Source organism: Moheibacter sp., assembly GCF_049672845.1.
Classification (GTDB): domain Bacteria; phylum Bacteroidota; class Bacteroidia; order Flavobacteriales; family Weeksellaceae; genus Moheibacter.
This window is the reverse complement of the sequence record NZ_JBATWT010000023.1, coordinates 108,168-126,256: the sequence shown is the minus strand read 5'-3', so window position 1 is coordinate 126,256 and position 18,089 is coordinate 108,168. Positions and strand designations below refer to the sequence as shown.

16 protein-coding genes are annotated in these 18,089 nt (G+C 39.0%); 5 read left to right on the top strand and 11 right to left on the bottom strand.

Annotation, left to right across the window (positions count from 1 at the left end):
- Positions 1–206 precede the first annotated feature (206 nt).
- From WBF63_RS08240 to WBF63_RS08220, 5 genes are all read right to left on the bottom strand, one after another.
- Entirely contained in the window at positions 207–2,315 is a 2,109-nt protein-coding gene (locus tag WBF63_RS08240) for a DPP IV N-terminal domain-containing protein (RefSeq protein WP_424369232.1), read from the bottom strand.
- Positions 2,316–2,383: 68 nt separating this feature from the next.
- The gene (locus WBF63_RS08235) at positions 2,384–2,734 is read right to left on the bottom strand and encodes an arsenate reductase family protein (protein ID WP_424369231.1); all 351 of its coding nucleotides are present in this window, start codon (positions 2,732–2,734) and stop codon (positions 2,384–2,386) included.
- Between the two features lies 1 nt (position 2,735).
- Entirely contained in the window at positions 2,736–3,050 is a 315-nt protein-coding gene (locus tag WBF63_RS08230) for a VOC family protein (protein WP_424369230.1), read from the bottom strand.
- A gap of 10 nt (positions 3,051–3,060) precedes the next feature.
- On the bottom strand, positions 3,061–3,804 hold the full coding sequence (locus WBF63_RS08225; RefSeq protein WP_424369229.1) for a GIN domain-containing protein: 744 nt from the start codon (positions 3,802–3,804) through the stop codon (positions 3,061–3,063).
- 29 nt (positions 3,805–3,833) lie between these two features.
- On the bottom strand, positions 3,834–4,934 hold the full coding sequence (locus WBF63_RS08220) for an acyloxyacyl hydrolase (RefSeq protein ID WP_424369228.1): 1,101 nt from the start codon (positions 4,932–4,934) through the stop codon (positions 3,834–3,836).
- A 51-nt stretch (positions 4,935–4,985) separates the two neighbouring features.
- Between WBF63_RS08220 and WBF63_RS08215 the strand changes: the two genes are divergently transcribed.
- Positions 4,986–6,134, top strand: a complete 1,149-nt coding sequence (locus WBF63_RS08215) for a cystathionine gamma-synthase (RefSeq protein WP_424369227.1) — start codon at positions 4,986–4,988, stop codon at positions 6,132–6,134.
- Positions 6,135–6,376: 242 nt separating this feature from the next.
- Here the strand turns inward: WBF63_RS08215 and WBF63_RS08210 are convergent, their stop codons facing one another.
- Positions 6,377–7,339 carry a Gfo/Idh/MocA family protein gene (locus WBF63_RS08210; protein ID WP_424369226.1) on the bottom strand — a complete coding sequence of 321 codons (963 nt, stop codon included), beginning with the start codon at positions 7,337–7,339 and terminating at the stop codon, positions 6,377–6,379.
- 163 nt (positions 7,340–7,502) lie between these two features.
- Between WBF63_RS08210 and WBF63_RS08205 the strand changes: the two genes are divergently transcribed.
- Entirely contained in the window at positions 7,503–11,132 is a 3,630-nt protein-coding gene (locus WBF63_RS08205; protein ID WP_424369225.1) for a 1-acyl-sn-glycerol-3-phosphate acyltransferase, read from the top strand.
- The gene (locus WBF63_RS08200) at positions 11,116–12,651 is read left to right on the top strand and encodes a phytoene desaturase family protein (RefSeq protein WP_424369224.1); all 1,536 of its coding nucleotides are present in this window, start codon (positions 11,116–11,118) and stop codon (positions 12,649–12,651) included. Before WBF63_RS08205 ends, WBF63_RS08200 begins: the two co-directional genes overlap by 17 nt.
- A gap of 46 nt (positions 12,652–12,697) precedes the next feature.
- On the opposite strand, the gene WBF63_RS08195 is transcribed toward WBF63_RS08200, so the two are convergent.
- From WBF63_RS08195 to WBF63_RS08185, 3 genes are read right to left on the bottom strand one after another with little or no spacing between them, the layout of a single operon-like run.
- Positions 12,698–12,862 carry a tetratricopeptide repeat protein gene (locus tag WBF63_RS08195; RefSeq protein WP_424369663.1) on the bottom strand — a complete coding sequence of 55 codons (165 nt, stop codon included), beginning with the start codon at positions 12,860–12,862 and terminating at the stop codon, positions 12,698–12,700.
- A 42-nt stretch (positions 12,863–12,904) separates the two neighbouring features.
- Positions 12,905–13,483, bottom strand: a complete 579-nt coding sequence (locus WBF63_RS08190) for a tetratricopeptide repeat protein (protein ID WP_424369223.1) — start codon at positions 13,481–13,483, stop codon at positions 12,905–12,907.
- Positions 13,484–13,525: 42 nt separating this feature from the next.
- Positions 13,526–14,227 (bottom strand): LytR/AlgR family response regulator transcription factor, encoded by a 702-nt coding sequence (locus WBF63_RS08185; RefSeq protein ID WP_424369222.1) that lies wholly within the window; start codon positions 14,225–14,227, stop codon positions 13,526–13,528.
- Positions 14,228–14,361: 134 nt separating this feature from the next.
- Here WBF63_RS08185 and WBF63_RS08180 point away from each other — a divergent pair, with 134 nt between their 5' ends.
- Positions 14,362–15,378, top strand: a complete 1,017-nt coding sequence (locus WBF63_RS08180) for a T9SS type A sorting domain-containing protein (protein ID WP_424369221.1) — start codon at positions 14,362–14,364, stop codon at positions 15,376–15,378.
- Positions 15,379–15,497: 119 nt separating this feature from the next.
- Positions 15,498–16,370 (top strand): cupin-like domain-containing protein, encoded by an 873-nt coding sequence (locus WBF63_RS08175; RefSeq protein ID WP_424369220.1) that lies wholly within the window; start codon positions 15,498–15,500, stop codon positions 16,368–16,370.
- Here WBF63_RS08175 and WBF63_RS08170 read toward each other — a convergent pair whose 3' ends face one another.
- A complete protein-coding gene (locus WBF63_RS08170) occupies positions 16,371–17,450 on the bottom strand; it encodes a mannose-1-phosphate guanylyltransferase (protein WP_424369219.1) in 1,080 nt (359 codons plus the stop codon).
- Complete coding sequence (locus WBF63_RS08165) at positions 17,447–18,043, bottom strand: SprT-like domain-containing protein (protein WP_424369218.1); 597 nt, start codon at positions 18,041–18,043, stop codon at positions 17,447–17,449. The genes WBF63_RS08170 and WBF63_RS08165 overlap by 4 nt, the downstream gene beginning before the upstream one ends.
- Positions 18,044–18,089: the final 46 nt, after the last annotated feature.

The window sequence follows — 18,089 nt, the reverse complement described above, 5'->3', positions numbered from 1 at the left end:
GAAAACACAAACAAAATCCAAGCTCTTTTAGGTGATTTAAAAGAAGATTTATATTTTAAATGTGGAGTTATTAAGACTGAAAAATATATCTATATTTAACTTTGTGCTGTGAATCCCGCTCTTTTGCAAACTCCAAATCCGTCATTCAATTAACCGAAAACGCTTCGAAAAACCTATGTGGAATCGTGGAATATCCCAAAAACCTCTTACTCCTTCAACCACAAATCAAAATAATCGGTAATTTTCTGCATCAGGTGCACACGGTCTTTTCCGCGCACATTGTGCTCATAACCCGGATACACAAAATAATCCACCTGAACGCCGTTGGAAACCGCATTTCGCAAGAAATTAACCGAATGTTGCCAAACCACCACAGGATCATCCGTTCCGTGAATCAACAAGAGTTTTCCTTTCAGATTTTGGGTTTTATCCATCAGCAAACTATTGGCATAGCCTTCGGGATTGGTTTCGGGCGTATCCATATAGCGTTCGCCATACATCACTTCATACATACTCCAGTCCAGAACCGGTCCGCCGGCAACGCCTGCTTTGAACACATCGGGCTGACGAAGCATAAAGGAAGTCGTCATAAACCCGCCGTAACTCCAACCGTGAATACCCATTCGCTCGCCATCTACAAAGGATTTTGATTTCAGGAATTCCACGCCTTTCATCTGATCGGCCATTTCTACTTCGCCTAAATTCCGGAAAATCGCCTGCTCAAATTCCAATCCTCGATTGGAACTACCGCGACCGTCCATCACCCAAACCACATAGCCGTTCTGCGCCATATAATCGTACCAGAGGTTTCCGCTCGCCGGAAAACGATTGAGGTTCATCTGCGCATGTGGTCCGTTGTACAAATACACAATCACCGGATATTTTTTGGAAGCGGCAAAATCAGTCGGATAAATCAATTTTCCGTACAAATCCGTTCCATCATCAGCTTTGAGCGTTACATTTTCAACTTTTGGCATCTGGTATTCAGCCAAAGGATTTGCAGCTGTGAAAAGGTTCTTTTTCGTTTTTTTATCGGTCGATAAAACATCGATTTTGCGAGGCGTCGTTTCGTTTGACCAATTGTCCAAAACATAAGTTCCGGCTGAATTCGGCGTGAAAAAATGATAACCCGGATCGCTGTCAATTCTTTCCATTTTACCGTTTTCCCAATTCACCAAATACAAATGCTTTTCCATCGCACCGTCTTTGGTCGAGGTAATCAAAAGTTGCTTTTTGCCTTTCTTCTCACCCAGAATTTCGTTGACCAACCAATTTCCTTTGGTGATCTGATTGATTAATTTTCCGTTTAAATCGTAACGATACAAATGCATAAATCCGTCGCGCTGACTCCACCAAACAAATTCTTTTCCGTTGGGAAGGAAATACAATTCGTTTTGGGGCTCCACATATTTATCGTGTTTTTCTTCGAATAAAGTTTTGATGAACTTTCCGCTCTGGGCATCGTATTGGTTCAATTTCAAATGATTTTGATCCCGGTTCAGAATTCCCACATAAATCGATTTCTCATCGGGATTCCAAGTTACAGAAGTCAAATATTGATTTTGCGGATTTCCGGTTTCCAAGAAAATGGTTTTATCGGTTTTCGGATTATAAACACCCAGAGTTACTTCGTGTGAAGTCCTTCCGGCAAAGGGATATTTAATGTTTTTGTTCACCGCCGGCGTTGTTGACCAGTCCACCACCGGGTAATCCTCGACCATGGTTTCGTCCATCCGATAAAAAGCAATGAGACTTCCTTTTGGCGAAAAGAAAATTCCCTTGTAAATTCCGAATTCCTCTCGGTGAACGGCTTTCCCATTTAGAATTCCATATTTGCCGTCGGTGGTAAGTTGTTTTGTTTTCCCTTTAGAATCAATTAAATACAAATTATTATCCACTACATAAGCCAATTGTCCGGACTTTGGGTCGTGTTCGATCGCTTCCGGATTTTCGGGAAGCCTCAACCATTTGACCGACTTTTTATCTTTTGGACTGAACCAGAAGAGCTCTTTATTGTCCTGATAATAAGCTTTTTCCGAATTTACCCAAACCAAATGAGGAACGTTGTTTCCGGCCGCAAAATCGGTGGAACGCAAAAGTGTATCGGTTTTCATCGTTGCCGCATCATAAGCCAGCAACGCATTTCCATAGGATGTTTTGACTTTTTCATAAAATTTATCCGAATCCGGTAGCCACTGATAGGTTTTGCTTTCCGCACGAATGCCCAAAACGGCTTCCTGCATGGTCAGTTGTTTGGTTTGTGAAAAGGCCATCACGCCCAGAAGTGAAACCGATACTATTAAAACTTTGTTCATTTTTTCCAAATTTGATTTTATTCACTTAGAGAATCTATTTTCTATTCTCTTTGTTCTCTTTTCTTTTTTTAATTATTCAAATGTAACGCTAAACGCTCTAAATTTTTCTTTTCGTTACCGATGAATATTTCATTTTGGTCGATTACCACAGGGCGTTTCAAAAAGGTATAATCGTTCAGAATATATTCCCGATAATCCTTTTCGGTCAAAGTTTGATTTTTCAATCCCAGCTCTTTGTATTTTCTTGCTTTTCGGGAAAAAAGCGCTTCATAACTGCCGGCCAATTCCTTCATTTCATCCAGTTGTTCAGCAGTGATGGCTTCGGCCTTGATGTTTTGCTTTTCAAATCCTGAAAAATCCATTTCCTTCATAATTCTTTTGCAGGTATCGCAAGTCTGCAAATAATAAATCTTTTTCATTTCACGAATTTAAGGATTTTGCAAATGCAATGATATGTCCGTCCAAATCGGCAAAATAACAAACCCGATCGCCCCAGCTTCTTTCTTCCATCGGGCTGATTAATTTCGCACCGCAATTCATTGCGTTTTCAAAAGCTTCTTCCAGATTTTCGACAAAAAGATAAAGTTCACATCGCGGAATTCCATTTCCCGAAGCAGGATTAGGAACTTTGTCATGTAAAATTTTTTGAATACCCAAATTCGGCATTAGTCCGAGTTTCGTCGTTTCATTAAGTTGAAATTCACTCATTCCAGGAACATTCAGAATCGGTTCCATTTGAAATGAATTAAGGATAAATAATATGTCCGGTGTAAATCTGCTCCACATCCACAATCGGCGGTAGATTTTTCAAAACCAGATTGCCCGTACTTCTGATCATTCCTTTCACCGAATGGATCGGATAAGTGATGATATCGTTCGTACTTCGATGGTTCACATAGACATCGTCCACAAGGAAATTTTCGCCCTCAAACCGCCCGTTGGAACCCCAGAAGTTGATTTCCAACTTTTCGCTGTGACCCGAAATTTTGAAAACCGAAGAAATATTGTCGTTTACTTTTAAAATTTCATTCTCAATCTGCATTTCAAAAACGCTTGCCGGTGTATCTTCAATGATTCCTGACTCCAAAGTCAGCTCAGGAAAAGTCAAAATCCCATCGGATTGGATGGAATATTGTGAACTCGAATAAATCTTTTCCAAAACCGGAGTGGACACAAAAACCTTAGCCGAATGGTAATTTCGCAGCATTTCGCAACCATTTTCGTTGGTTATTTTCAATTCGCCATCAATCACTTCGAATTGGATATCATTGATTAAATTTTTGCCCATCGTTACCCTTACCAATTGTTCTTCCGACTCTTTCACCATTAATTCAATCCCGGTTGAAATATTGATTTTGGAAAATTCTCCCACCGGAATTTCGCGGGTTTCCAATTCGCCTTCGGCCTTGAAACAATCCGATCCGTCTTCTGAATTACAACCCGAAATCAGAATTGAAAAAATCAGATATAAATAAAATTTAATTTTCAAATTAACTCATTTTCAAATTCTCAAATTGACTAAAGCCTCACACCTACCGAGAAATCCATTGCTTCGGCTTTGGAGAAATGCGTCTTCAAACCCGTTCCCACAAAGAAATTCTTATAAAAATAATATTTCAATCCTAAATGCTGGTAAAGTGCCGTATGCGATTTGTAATCGTCGTAAACATAAGCGCCCAATTGAGCTTCGAAGGATAATCGATTTAAAAATAATTCATATCCCACAAACAATCCCAGTCGTTTATAATCCGTGTCGGCATCGATTCCTTTTTCGGGAAAAGAAACCGCCATCATTTCGATTTCATTTTTCATCATCATCGATAAAAACACATCAAATCCCACTTGAAAAGCACTCGAACGCGATATTCTTTTGTCGGCATAAGCCGAAATCACATAGAACGGATATTGTCCGCTCCCGATGATGTGGCTTTCGTGAACGCCGGTTCTAAATGCCAGATTGTAACGAATCGGTTCGGTAAAGGTTGAATCCCGATCGGTTCGCTGATGATAAGTTCTTTCGTTTTTATGGTCAAATGTATAATGAATTCCGATGTTCGCTCCGACTGTATTGGCACTTGTATTCGGCGTTTTAATCGTTCCGTTGGAATGATGAATCAGAAACAATCCTGTACGAATTCCAAATCCTTCCCAGATATTTTCTTTCTGAAAATTGGCCATAAAAAAACTCGCCGGCATAAAATGCGAGCCATAAGCCGAATTCCGGTAATTTTCTTCTTTGTCATAAGGATTTGTATTGTAAGCAATCCCCTGCCCTATTCGCAGCTGTAAATTCCGCTTCAGGAAATAAAAATTATAATGCGCAAAAAGCCCGTACATATCCCCCAGAACTTCGTTTTTATTGTTCTGATAATGGAAAGTAAGTCCGTAATCCGGATAATTAAACCGGGATTCCCATTCTTCATCGCCAAAGGTTTTTCGGTTCCCGGAAATGAAAATCCCTTCGGGATGCTCGGTAATCAGATGTCGGATTTTTTCGCTGTGCGGCAGGATGCTTCCATAATAATAATTCACGTCCACAGTATATTGGGCTTCATTTTCCTGCGCAAAACAGAAAGATAAAAACAGCGGGAAAATCAATAAGTTAATACGGTTCCACATAGCCAATCAGGGGTCAAAAATATAAAAATCTTGTATGTTTGCAGAAGAAAAATGCATAATATGAAATTCAATACAAAAACCATACACGGCAATCAACAGCACGATCCTTCAACCGGAGCGGTAATGACCCCGATTTATCAGACTTCGACCTATGCGCAAAGCAGTCCGGGTGTTCATCAGGGTTACGAATATTCGCGCGGTGCAAACCCGACCCGTACGGCGCTTGAAAATGCTTTGGCAAGCATCGAAAACGGTACTCACGGATTTGCTTTCGGTTCCGGTCTGGCAGCGACCGACAGCGTGATGAAGCTTTTAAATCCGGGTGATGAAATCATTGCGATGGATGATTTGTACGGTGGTTCTTATCGGATGTTTACCCGAATTTACGCACGCTACGGACTGAATTTTCAATTTGTCGATATGACAAATCCGCAAAATGTGGCGGAAAAAATCACTTCTAAAACCAAATTAATCTGGATCGAAACTCCGACCAATCCGCTGATGAAAGTCGTGGATATTCAGGCTGTTGCCGATTTGGCCAAAGGAAAAGACATTTTGGTGGCAGTGGACAATACGTTTGCTTCGCCTTATTTGCAAAATCCTTTGGATTTGGGTGCCGATATCGTGATGCATTCCGCAACGAAATACCTCGGCGGTCACTCTGACGTGGTGGCAGGGGCTTTGGTTGTAAAAGATGAAGAATTAGCCGAAAAAGTTCATTTTCAATTATTTGCAGGCGGAGGAATTTTGGGTCCGCAAGATTCCTATCTAGTTTTACGTGGCATTAAAACTTTGCACGTGCGTATGCAAAGACATTGTGAAAACGGAAGAAAAGTTGCCGAATTTTTATCCAAACATCCAAAAGTCGGAAAGGTTTTTTATCCGGGACTTGAGGATCATCCGAACCACGAAGTGGCCAAAAAACAAATGAGAGATTTTGGCGGAATGGTTTCTTTTAATTTCAAATCGGGCGAAAGAAATGATGCTGATGCTTTCTTCAAAAAGCTGAAAGTCTTTACGCTGGCCGAAAGCCTCGGTGGTGTAGAGTCGCTTGCCAATCATCCAACCACGATGACACATGCTTCCATTCCGGCTGAAAAACGTGCGGAAATCGGAATTACGGAGGATTTGGTACGATTGAGCGTGGGAATTGAAGACATTGATGATTTGCTCGAAGATCTGGAACAAGCTTTTGCTTAAGTTTCCGATAAATAATATTTCAAAAACCTGTCAATTCAAGTTGGCAGGTTTTTTTTGAAGCATTTTAATTGGTTATGGGACTTTACAATACGTAATAGTCAAAAGTCTTGATACTTGATACTTAAATCTTAATACTTCTCGCGCCCGGGATGAAGGCAGTTTGTTTGAGCTCTTTTTGTAGCCTGAGTTTCGCGAAGGCTAGAAAAAAGCGAGTGCCGCCAGCCCGATAAGGCGCCCAAAAACTACTGATTAGAAAGATTATACGCCTGTTCGATGAATTCCACCAAACGAATGGCGTGCGTTCCATCCAAAGCAGAATTGCGATTTTCCGACAATGCATCACGGATTTCAGCAATGGCTATCGGATGAAAATTTTTGACTTCGGTGGACATATTTTGAGGGCAAACTACATTTTTTAAATTGCTGTATTTCAATTCATTCAAATATTGGTCACCGATTTCGATGGTGCCTTTCTCAGCAATGATGACAATTCCGCTTTTGTAATTTTTCTCGAAAGTCGAAGTCGTAAAAATCATATTCCCCACCGCTCCGTCGGCCCTGAAATCAAGTTTTCCGCTATCGGCAAATTCTGTAATTCCTCGGTGATTGAAATTGTAAAATTGGGAATGCGTACAATGGGTTTCATCGAACCAAAAATTCATAATATCAATGAAATGAGAGAATTGCGTGAAGAGAACCCCACCGTCCATTTCGTTGGTTCCGTGCCATTCGCGGGTCTGATAATAATTCCGGTTGCGGTTCCAATAACAATTGATATTGACCATATAAATTTCGCCCAAGGAATTGTTTTCCAAAAGTGTTTTCACATAACTCACTGGTGGTGAAAACCTTAACTGCATCGATGAAAAAACGCGCTTTCCGGTTTTTTCGGCTACTTCCAGAATTTCTTTTGCGTCTTTTGAATTAAGCGCAATCGGTTTTTCGATGAGAACGTGTTTTCCCGCTTTCAGACAACGAATGGCGTGGTAACGATGAAGTCCGTTCGGCGTTGCAATGATGACCAAATCGGTTTCCTGGTCTTCTTCCAAAAAGTTTTCCAGTGTTTTATAAATCGGAATGGCGGACTCTTGGTCTTCATAATTGATATCAATAATGGAAACGAGTTCAACTCCTTCTGTTTCTTCAATCGCTTGTTTATGAACTTTGCCAATGTGACCAAAGCCCAAAAGAGAAAATTTTAGCATTTTTTGCGAGTTTTTATTCGTAGGAATTGATTCAAAATCCCCAAAATTTTGTGGCAAATATAGGAGTATTCAAAATATTTGATTCATTGATTTTGATTAAATCAGACCGCTTTGGGGCTACGTTCAAATTTATATCTTTGTTGATTAAACGGATAAGGAAACTTTGGTCAATTTATTTATATCGGCTTATAATTACCTCAAAAACAGAAAAGCCCTGTTTTTCTCGGTGGTGTTTTTTCTGTTGGTTTTGATGGGATATTGGGCTTCGCGAATAAGTTTCGAAGAAGATATTTCCAAATTAATTCCTTCTTCCGACGACTCCGAAACCATCAGTCAGGTTTTAAAAAACGTCAATTTCGCCGATAAAATCATTCTCAATATTTCTTCCGAAAAGGAAAATAATTCGGCTTTCCTACAAGCTTATGCCGATAGTTTAGAAATTCAACTTTCTAAAAATCAATTAATAGGAAATCTTCAATCCCGATTTGAAGATGAAAAAATGATGGAATTGCTCGATTTCGTTTCGGCACATCTTCCACTCTATCTCGATGATTCGGATTATGCGCAGTTAGACTCTTTGTTAGCTCCTAAAAATGTTTCGTCAAAAGTAGATGATGCTTATTCCTCGATCGTTTCGCCATCGGGATTTGTTACCACACAAATGATTCGTTCCGATCCTTTCGGCATGGATTTCATGGCGCTTAAAAAATTCCAGCGATTACAGTCCGGCGACGGTTTCACGGTGGAAAACGGCTATCTGATGCATCAAAACGGAAAAAATCTTTTTGTGCTGATTACGCCAAAAGCCGCTGCCAATGAAACTTCGCAAAACACAAAACTGATTGAGGACCTCGACCGAAGCCTTGAAAATCTGAATTCCCAATTCAAAAATGAGAAAGTCAGTGCCGAATATTTCGGTGCGACGCCGGTTTCGGTTGCCAATGCCAAGCGCATCAAAAACGACATCATTCTGACGTTGAGCATTTCCCTCGTTTTGCTTTTTCTGCTCTTCATTTATTTTTACCGAAAACCTCATATTCCACTGATTATCATCGTTCCGGCGCTTTTTGGAAGTTTGCTCGGAATGAGCGTTTTGTATTTTCTCAAAGGAAGTATTTCGGCGATTTCCATTGGAATTGGTTCGGTTTTATTGGGTCTGACGCTGGATTATTCGCTTCATATTTTGAGTCATTACCGCAGTACGGGCGACGTCCGGAAATTATTCCGAAGTACCGTCAAACCTTTGTTGATTTGTGCGATTTTCACGGGTGCAGATTTTCTGGTGCTTTTGTTTTTGAAATCCGATGTTTTGAAGGATTTGGGTGTGTTTGCGGCTTGTAGCGTTTTGGGCGCGGCGGTTTTTGCGCTGCTTTTCATTCCGCAGGTTTATTCGCCCGATAAATCACTCGAAATCAAACAAAATACACTGATTGACAAAATCGCCACTTATGATTTTAGTCGAAATAAATATTTGCTGATTTTCTCGGTTGCTCTCGTCATTCTGAGTCTTTTCACTTATCAAAATGTTGGATTTGAAAACGATCTGAACAAATTGAATTATATGCCAAATCATTTGCAAAAAGCTGAAAATGAATTGGATAAACTCAATGATTATACCTCAAAATCCATTTATATTGCTTCTTATGGAAATGATTTGGAAGAAGCTTTAGCGGCCAATTCTAAACTTTATCAGAAACTTTTATCGGCCGAAAATCAGAATGAAATTCTTTCTTTTTCGTCCATTGGAGGAATTTTGCCTTCAGCGAATGAACAAGAGAAAAAAATGGATCGCTGGAACCAATTTTGGAGCGAGGAGAAAAAGGAAAACCTAAAAAATCAATTGATTTCCGAAGGGAAAAAATACGGATTTAAAGAAAATACATTCGCACCGTTTTTTATGCGATTGGATGAAGAATATTCCACCGAAAATCTTGCTGAAAATGAATTGTTGAATGATTTATTTCTGAATGAATTCATCAAAAAAGACGGTGATTTGGTGACGATTACCTCTTCATTGAAAACGGAAAATGAGGCGACTGAAAAAATCATCGGGAAATTTTCGGCGGACGAAAACACATTGGTCATCGACCGGAAAAATTTATCCGAAACATTTCTTTCCAATCTGGAAGCGGATTTCGACAAATTATTTTTCATTTCCTCGATTGTCATTTTTGTGATTTTGTTTTTGTTTTTCCGTTCGATGGAACTCACGCTCATCACCAATATTCCGATTTTTGCCGGTTGGCTGGTAACACTCGGGATGATGGGACTTTTCGGACTGAATTTCAATGCTTTCAATATCATTATTACGACTTTAATTTTTGGTCTGGGCGTGGATTATTCGATTTTCATCACCCGCGGATTAATTGAAAAATATACCTACGGAACCGATGAAATGCCAGCTTTCCGTTCGGGAATTATTATGTCGGCACTGGCGACTATTCTTTGTTTCGGTGTTTTGGTTTTTGCCAAACATCCCGCGATTTATTCGATTTCCTGGATACCGATTATCGGGCTGAGCGTCGTCGTTCTGATGTCTTTTACGGTTCAACCTTGGCTTTTCCGGTTTTTCATTCAGAAACCGCAGGAAAAGGGCAATACGCCAAGAACCTTTCTGAATGTGATTTATACGTTTTTCACCTTTGGGTATTTTTTTGTGGTCGGATTTGTTCTGAATTTATTAGCGCAAGTCTTCTTACCCATCATTCCAACGAAGAAAAAATTCGGTGTATTTCATACCGTGATGCAGAAATATTTTCGAATTTTGATGTATGGAACACCGTTCATTCCGGTGAAAAAAATCGGAAAGGAAAATCTGGATTTGAGTTCGCCCAAAATCATTATTGCCAATCATACTTCGCAACTCGATACTCCAACGATGGGAATGCTCCACAAACGACTGATTTTTATGGTCAACAACCGGATTTTACAATCGAAATTTTTCGGGAAAGCCATTCAAATGGCTGGGTTTTATTCGGCTTCTGAAAATTTGGAAGAAGAAACCCAAGAATTGGAAGAAAAAATCAGACAAGGTTATTCCATCATCATTTTTCCGGAAGGAACCCGTTCGATGACTTCTGCCATTCAGCGTTTTCACAAGGGTGCTTTTTATCTTTCGGAGAAATTAAAACTGGACATTCAGCCGGTTTTGATCCGTGGAAATGCCGATCGCTTGCCGAAAAACGACAATTTACTCAAGTCGGGAAAACTGACTTTGGAATTTCTTCCGGCGATCCGCCACGATGATGAAAGTTGGGGAAAGAATTATTCCGAAAGGACTAGAAAAATCAGTCGCTATTTCAAGGAAAAATTCATCGAATTAAAACGAAAAGATGAAGATGAGAATTATTTTCGTAACAAATTAAATTTCAATTACATATACAAACCCAAATACATTCAGAAAGAATTTAAAAACGATTTTGAAACGAATAAAAAACTATACCATAAACTTCTTTCGGTTTTGCCAGAAAGAGCGCGAGTTCTGCATTTGGGTTGCGGATATGGCGTGTTGGATTTTTTATTGGTATATGACTCGGCGTTTCGTTCGGTGGATGCTTGGGACGAGGATGCAGAGAAAGTTCAGATTGCACAAAATACTTTTACGGTCAATCGGTTTCCGGTTCGGTTTCACAAGGAATATCCGGATGTGTTTTCGGTGAGTGATTTTCTAATTCTTCAAAATGAAAAGGAGAAAGTTCGGTTTGAAAATTTGGTTAATTTAGAAGATTGGGAAATTTATTTTGAAGAAAATAATCTGAGGGTTTTGAAAAACAAAAATGCAGGAAGAATTTGACATCATCATCATTGGGAGCGGCTTGGGCGGACTTGTCTGTGCCAATATTTTGGCGCGTGAAGGCAAAAAAGTCTTGGTGTTGGAAAAAAACCAGCAGTTTGGCGGAAATCTTCAGACGTTTTCGCGCGACAAAGTCATTTTTGATACGGGCGTTCATTACATCGGCGGACTTTTGCCCGGACAAAATCTTCACAAATATTTTCATTACCTCGGCATTGCAGACAAGCTGAAATTACAGCGAATGAACCCTGACGGATACGATTTTGTGACTTTTGACGACGATGAAAACGAATATCCTTATGCGCAAGGCACCGAAAATTTCGTGAAACAATTGACAAAATTTTTTCCGGAGGAAGAAAATGCCATCTGGCAGTATGTTGAAAAAATGAAGGAAATCTGCGAAAGTTTTCCGCTTTATAAGGTTGAAGCCAATGAAAATCCGGTTTCAAATGAAAATCTGATGTCGTTGAAAGCGAGTGAAGTCATCAATGAACTGACCGAAAACCCGAAACTTCGTGCAGTCTTAGCCGGAACGAATTTTCTCTATGCCGGAATTGAAAATAAAACACCTTTTTATGTGCATTCGCTTTCGATTAATTCCTACATCGAAAGTGCCTGGCGCTGCGTGAATGGCGGAAGTCAGATTTCGAAATTGCTGATCAAAGAAATCCGAAAACTGGGCGTAACCGTTCTCAAACACAAAAAAGTGGTTTCAATTTCGGCGAATGATTTGGGTGAAGTTGAATTTGTCAAAACCTCTGATGGAGCTATTTACAGAGGGAAAGAATTCATTTCAAACATCGACCCCAAAATCACTTTGAAGTTGATTGAAAACTTTCATTTGAGAAAATCTTATTTGAAACGAATTTCTGAAGCGGAAGATACGGTTTCCTCCTTTAGTTTGTACATCACGCTCAAACCCAATTCTTTTCCCTATTTGAAACATAATTATTATCACTTTAAAAATGAGGCAAATGTTTGGACAAGTGCTGATTACGAAGAGAAAAATTGGCCGGAAGGTTATATGGTTTCATTTAGTGCAAAATCGGACAACAATGGTTTTGCAGATGGAATCAGCGTTTTGACTTATATGCAATACGATGAGGTTGAGAAATGGAAAGATTCTTTTAATACGGTTGCGGAAAAAGATGATCGTGGTGCGGAATATGAAAAATTCAAAGCTAAAAAAACCGAAATTCTGCTGAACGAATTGGAGAAAAAATTCCCAAACATCCGCGACTGCATCCAATCGACTTATGTGGCCACTCCCCTGACCTATCGGGATTACATCGGAAGTTCCACGGGTTGTATGTACGGATTTGCCAAAGATGCCGATTTCCCGATGCGGAATTACCTTTCGCCGCGTACCAAAATCAAAAACCTCTTCCTGACCGGACAAAGCATCAGTATGCATGGAATTCTGGGTGTGACGATAGGAGCTGTTTTGACTTGTTCGGAGTTAATCGGAAGGAAATATTTGGTGGATAAAATTAATTCGGCTTATAAGGAATTAAGATAATCAATTTCTCTAAAACCACATTTTTATCTCTGTTCCTTTTCCGATTTTACTTCGATCTTACAATCAAATACACTTGTGCTTTGTGCACGGATATTCTTAAAATTGAAGTCTTTTCGCCTAAATTTTGATAGATTTCCAACGCTTTATCAAAGTATTCTATGGCTTTAATATGCTCTCCTTGATCGTAGTATGGTATCCCCATATTTTCCATCACACTTGCCTCCAACCCTCTATCTTTATTTTTACGAGCCAGTTATAAAGCCTTTTCTAAATAAGCATGTTCCGTATCACGCTCTCCAATGCTGCCATATACCAAAGAGATATTCAGATAAGAAACACCAATCATTTTTTCATCTCCATCTTTTTCTCGAATTTTTAATGCTTTTAATTGGGCTTTTAGGGCTTCTTTATAATCGCCTTTGTAATAATGAAGCAGACCAATGTTGTTATATGCACTTGCAATGGCCAATTCATCTTTCAGTTCTTGTGAAATCTCCAGACTTAAATTATGATATTTTAAAGCCTGAACATAATTGGATTGATCTAAAAAAATATTGCCAATATTATTATAAGCCTTACTTTCAGCTTTTCTGTTTTTTGCTTTTTTAGCCAGCATTAACAACTCTTCAGATTGAGCCATAGATTCTTTATAATCCCCTAATTCATAAAGATATCTGACAAGAATACTCATTGTAGTCAATTTGACGGAATCTATTTTTGTATGGGTCAGTACCGTTTTTAATGAGTCTATCTTTTCCTGTCCTTGTTTCTGAGCAGAAATCATTAATGAAAAAAACAATAGAAAAATAAATGATAGTAGAGAATTTTGCATAAAATTGGTTTTAGTTGAGTAGTTTTTGGTTTGAAAAATTTGTCAAAAAAGGGTCAGATTTTCCTTATAACTTCCTCCTATCGGGAGTACGATGTTGTTTTGGAGTTTTAGTTCATTGCTTCCTCTGGATTTTATCATATCTCTTTTTACGGCAAAACTTCTGTGAATACGTACAAACTGACTGAAACTCTTTTCTTTCAAAAGGTTTCCAATGCTTGTCAAAACACAATGCCTTTTGTTTTCGGTTATGATTAAAGTATAATCTTTCAGTGCTTCCAGATAAATGATTTCGTGTAAATTTAATTTGGTTTCCTGATGTCCTTCTTTGATATAAATGAAATCGCCTCCTATGTGATTTTCATAGAGTTTGGCTTTTTCACGAAGGGTCATGAACTGTGTCAATTTTTCAACTGACTGATCAAACCTTGCTCTTTTTAAAGGTTTTACTACAAAATCAAGCGTTTCCACCGAAAAACTGTCCAATGCATGTTCGGGATAAGCCGGAATAAAAATACAAGCCGGAACTCTATCCACGATTTTCCGAAATTCGACACCATTTGTTCCCGGTATATCAATATCCAAAAACAATACATCCACATCGGAAAAATTTTGTTTAGTGAGCGCCTCATCTGCCGTTTCAAAACTTCCCAGAAATTCAAGTTGGGGATGGGCTCTCACAAAAGAAACCGTCATGAGTAAGTTTATCTCATTATCGTCAATTATTAAAGATCGAAAGGGTTTCACTGAATCAGTTTTAGTAAAAACACAAAAAAATGAAATAATTCGTCTATTAAATCGCTTATTCGTCTATTGTTCGTTGTAACAGGCTTTATTTCTCCTAAAATTTGTGATTCAAATAACAATTAAACCAAATGATTATGAAAAGAATTTTACAATTATCTGTCGTTTTTTTTCTGTTGTTCTTAACCGGAAAACTTCAGGCACAGTGTCCTACGCCCGACGAATGGGGGGACGTGATTTTAGCATCTCAGGCAGAGGTAGATGACATGGCTGTTACCTATGCTGCTTGTACAGAAATTGAAGGATTTCTGACTATTGGTGATTTTGATGTTCCAACTGACATTACAAGTCTTGCGCCTTTAAGTAACTTGACTTCTATTGGTGGTTTAGGGATTTACTCCACACAGATTACTTCTCTATCCGGACTAAACAACCTTACACATCTAACTTACGGGCTAAGTCTGGGATACAACCCTCAGCTGGATTCGCTTTCCGATTTAGAAAACTTGAATATGGGTGAAGATGCAACTTTAGCTGTTTTCGATAATCCGCTATTGACCTCCTTAACAGGATTGGAGAATCTAACTGCTATATGGGGCATTGATATTAATGGAAGTTTTCTAACCTCACTTTCAGGATTAGAAAATCTAACTTCGGTAACTGCCATTTTTATTGAAGACAATACGCAATTGACCGACATTTCTGCCTTGCAAAATGTGGATCCCGCAACTATCAGCGGTGCGGATTGGGAAGGTTTGCTAATCCTGGACAACCCTTTGCTTTCGGTCTGTAATCTTCCTAATTTCTGTACCTATCTGCAAGGAGAAGGTTGGAGAAGTATTTCCGGAAATCTCGGCGACTGTGCCAGCGAGCAAGCTGTAATAGATGCATGTGATGCGATGAGCGTTGAAGATATTCAGGCAAACGAAATGAACATTTATCCCAATCCGGCAAAAAATCATTTCACGATTTCTAATCTAAGTCAAAATTCGGATGTGAAAATCATGGATATGACAGGCAAAGTCGTAAAAGAAATCTCAAACATTTCTTCTGGTTCAACTATCTCCACAAACGGTTTGAGCAACGGTATCTATTTCGTCCAAATCAAAAACGAAAAAGGAGCTGTCATGAAGAAATTAATTGTGAAAAACTGAATCCGTAAAAATATTCAGTGGTTGTGATTTTTTTCAGATTAAAGGCTGTCTATGTTTAGGCAGATTTTATTTATAAATTCGGCTTATGAATTTGGAAGAAATAATTAATTTTGAAAGTTATGGGAAAATTCAATTTAGCTCCGGTCGACCGCGTTAAGGGGATTTCCAAAGAGGAGTTTGTAAAAAATTATTTGAAAAAGAAAAGACCCGTTCTGATAGAGGGTTTGACCGATTCCTGGAATGACAAATGGCGGTTTGATTATATCAAGAAAATCGCCGGGGACCAGATGGTTCCACTCTACAATAACGAACCGACCAAAGGCAATAAAAGTTCGTATGAGCCGGTGACGCACATGAAAATGCGCGAATACCTCGACAAATTACAAAACAACGAACCTACAGACTTGCGCATTTTTTTCTACATGGTCAAAGACAATTTGCCCCAACTGGAAAAGGATTTTGAATATCCGGACATAGGGATGAATTATTTCAAACGAATTCCGGCGCTGTTTTTTGGCGGTAGCAAAGCGCATACTTTTATGCATTATGACATCGATTTGGGGGATAATCTGCATATTCATTTTGAAGGACATAAACGCGTGTTATTGTTTGGCCCTGAGCAAAATACCAATTTGTATAAAGTTCCGATGTCGATCTGTAACATCGAATCCATCGACATGAACAATCCCGATTTTGAGAAATATCCGGCGCTTGAAAAAGCCCAAGGTTTCGAAGCGCATATGCATCATGGCGACGCGCTTTATATTCCGGGCGAATGGTGGCATTTTATTTCCTATATGAACGGCGGATTTTCCATGTCATTGCGCGCACTTCCACAAGATCCGATACGTTTTCTGGGCATGATGTACAACATATTTTTCATGCGGCATCTGGATTATTACATCCGTAAATTCAGAGGCCAGAAATGGATTGATTACAAAGAAAAATGGGCGTATCGACGCACGCACAGAAAGCTTGGAATTAAAATTTAATTAAGTAAACTTTTCGCCTTTGTTCAGTTTTAAATCACTTACAAAAGCTTTAATCGCCTGATCTTTATCCATTGGGCAAATCAACAAAGCCCGACGGGTATTGACCACGATATAGTCTTCAAGGCCGTCCACGATGATGGCTTTGTTTTGCGAGGTATAAATCAATGAATCTTTTGTGTTGTAAGTAAGAATGTGTTTCCCTTTTTTGACGTTATTCCCACCGTTTTTCTCCGAATTCTCATAAAGCGATTTCCAGGTTCCCAAGTCTGACCAACCAAAGGAAGACGGAATAACAAAGACATTATCAGCCTTTTCCAAAATTCCATTATCAATGGAAATCATCTGAACGGTCGAGTAGATCGATTTGATTTCCTTTTTTCCTTTTTCGGAACTTAGCGGATTTTTAATCCTCTGAAAGGATTCAAACATTTCCGGAAGATGTTGTTCAAAAGCACTTAAAATTGTCTTGGCTTTCCAGACAAAAATACCGGCATTCCAAAGAAAGTCTCCCGATTTATAAAGTACTTCGGCAAGTTCAATCCCGGGTTTTTCGGTAAAAGTTTTTACTTTTTTGATTTCCGATTTTGAATTATCGATGAACTGAATGTACCCGTATCCGGTATCAGGTCTTGTGGGCTGAATCCCCAGCGTAATCAGGCTTTCTTTTTCTTCCGATTCCTTCAGTGCAATTTCAAGCTTTTTGATGAAGATGTCTTCATTCAAGATGACGTGATCCGAAGGTGCAACCACGATGTTGGCTTCGGGATCTGTTTCCTGAATCAGTTTGGCTGCATAAAGATTACAAGGCGCTGTATTCATTCCGCTTGGCTCTGCAATGACTTGACTTTCTGAAATTTCTGGAAGTTGCTGAAGCGTAAGATCCACATATTCTTCCAGTGTCACCACATAAATCTGTTCAACCGGAATTATTTTTTTCAGCCTGTCAAATGTATTTTGAAGAAAAGTTCTTCCGGTTCCTAAAATATCGTGAAATTGTTTGGGATATTCAGTTGTACTGAGCGGCCAAAAACGGGAACCGATTCCTCCTGCCATGATCACTCCAAAGTAATTATTTTTCATTCCTTGATTATTTCATCTACAATTGCCTGCCCGTTTACCAAAAACAATCTTCCTGTTTTTAGTTCTCTGCAAAGATACCTTATTTTTCGCTTAGAACCTCGCTCGAAAACCCTTTTTCCAATCCTGAATTTTTGATTTTCGCTTATGTTTTCCACGAGCTTTTCCCGATGCTCTTCATGAAGAAATAATTTTTGAAACAGAAATTTATCGGCGCCCACGCTGGCTTTGGGGTTACGGGCATGATTCAGAATAAAAGGTTTTAAGTTTTCAGGGTAAATTTCCAGTGTTTCCACCAGCATTTTTCCGAATGTAGATTTCCATTCGATTCCATGTGATTTAACCTTCCGACCAAATTCTTGATTTACTTTCAAATGAGCGATTTCGTGCGTCAGCACAAAAAAGAAAGCATTTGCTTGAAGTTCTTTGTCAATACTGATTTGATGAATTCCTGACTTCGGGTCAAATTTATAATCGCCCAGTTTGGTTCGGCGCGAATTTTTAATTTTTATAACAATGCCCACATCTTCCAGCCAATCTGAAATGAAAGGCATTGCGCCCGGCGGAAGATATTTTTTTAGCAAATCCGGTTTCATTTGCGAAAGTTAAAAAAACTTGGATGACAAAAAAAGTCATAATTTT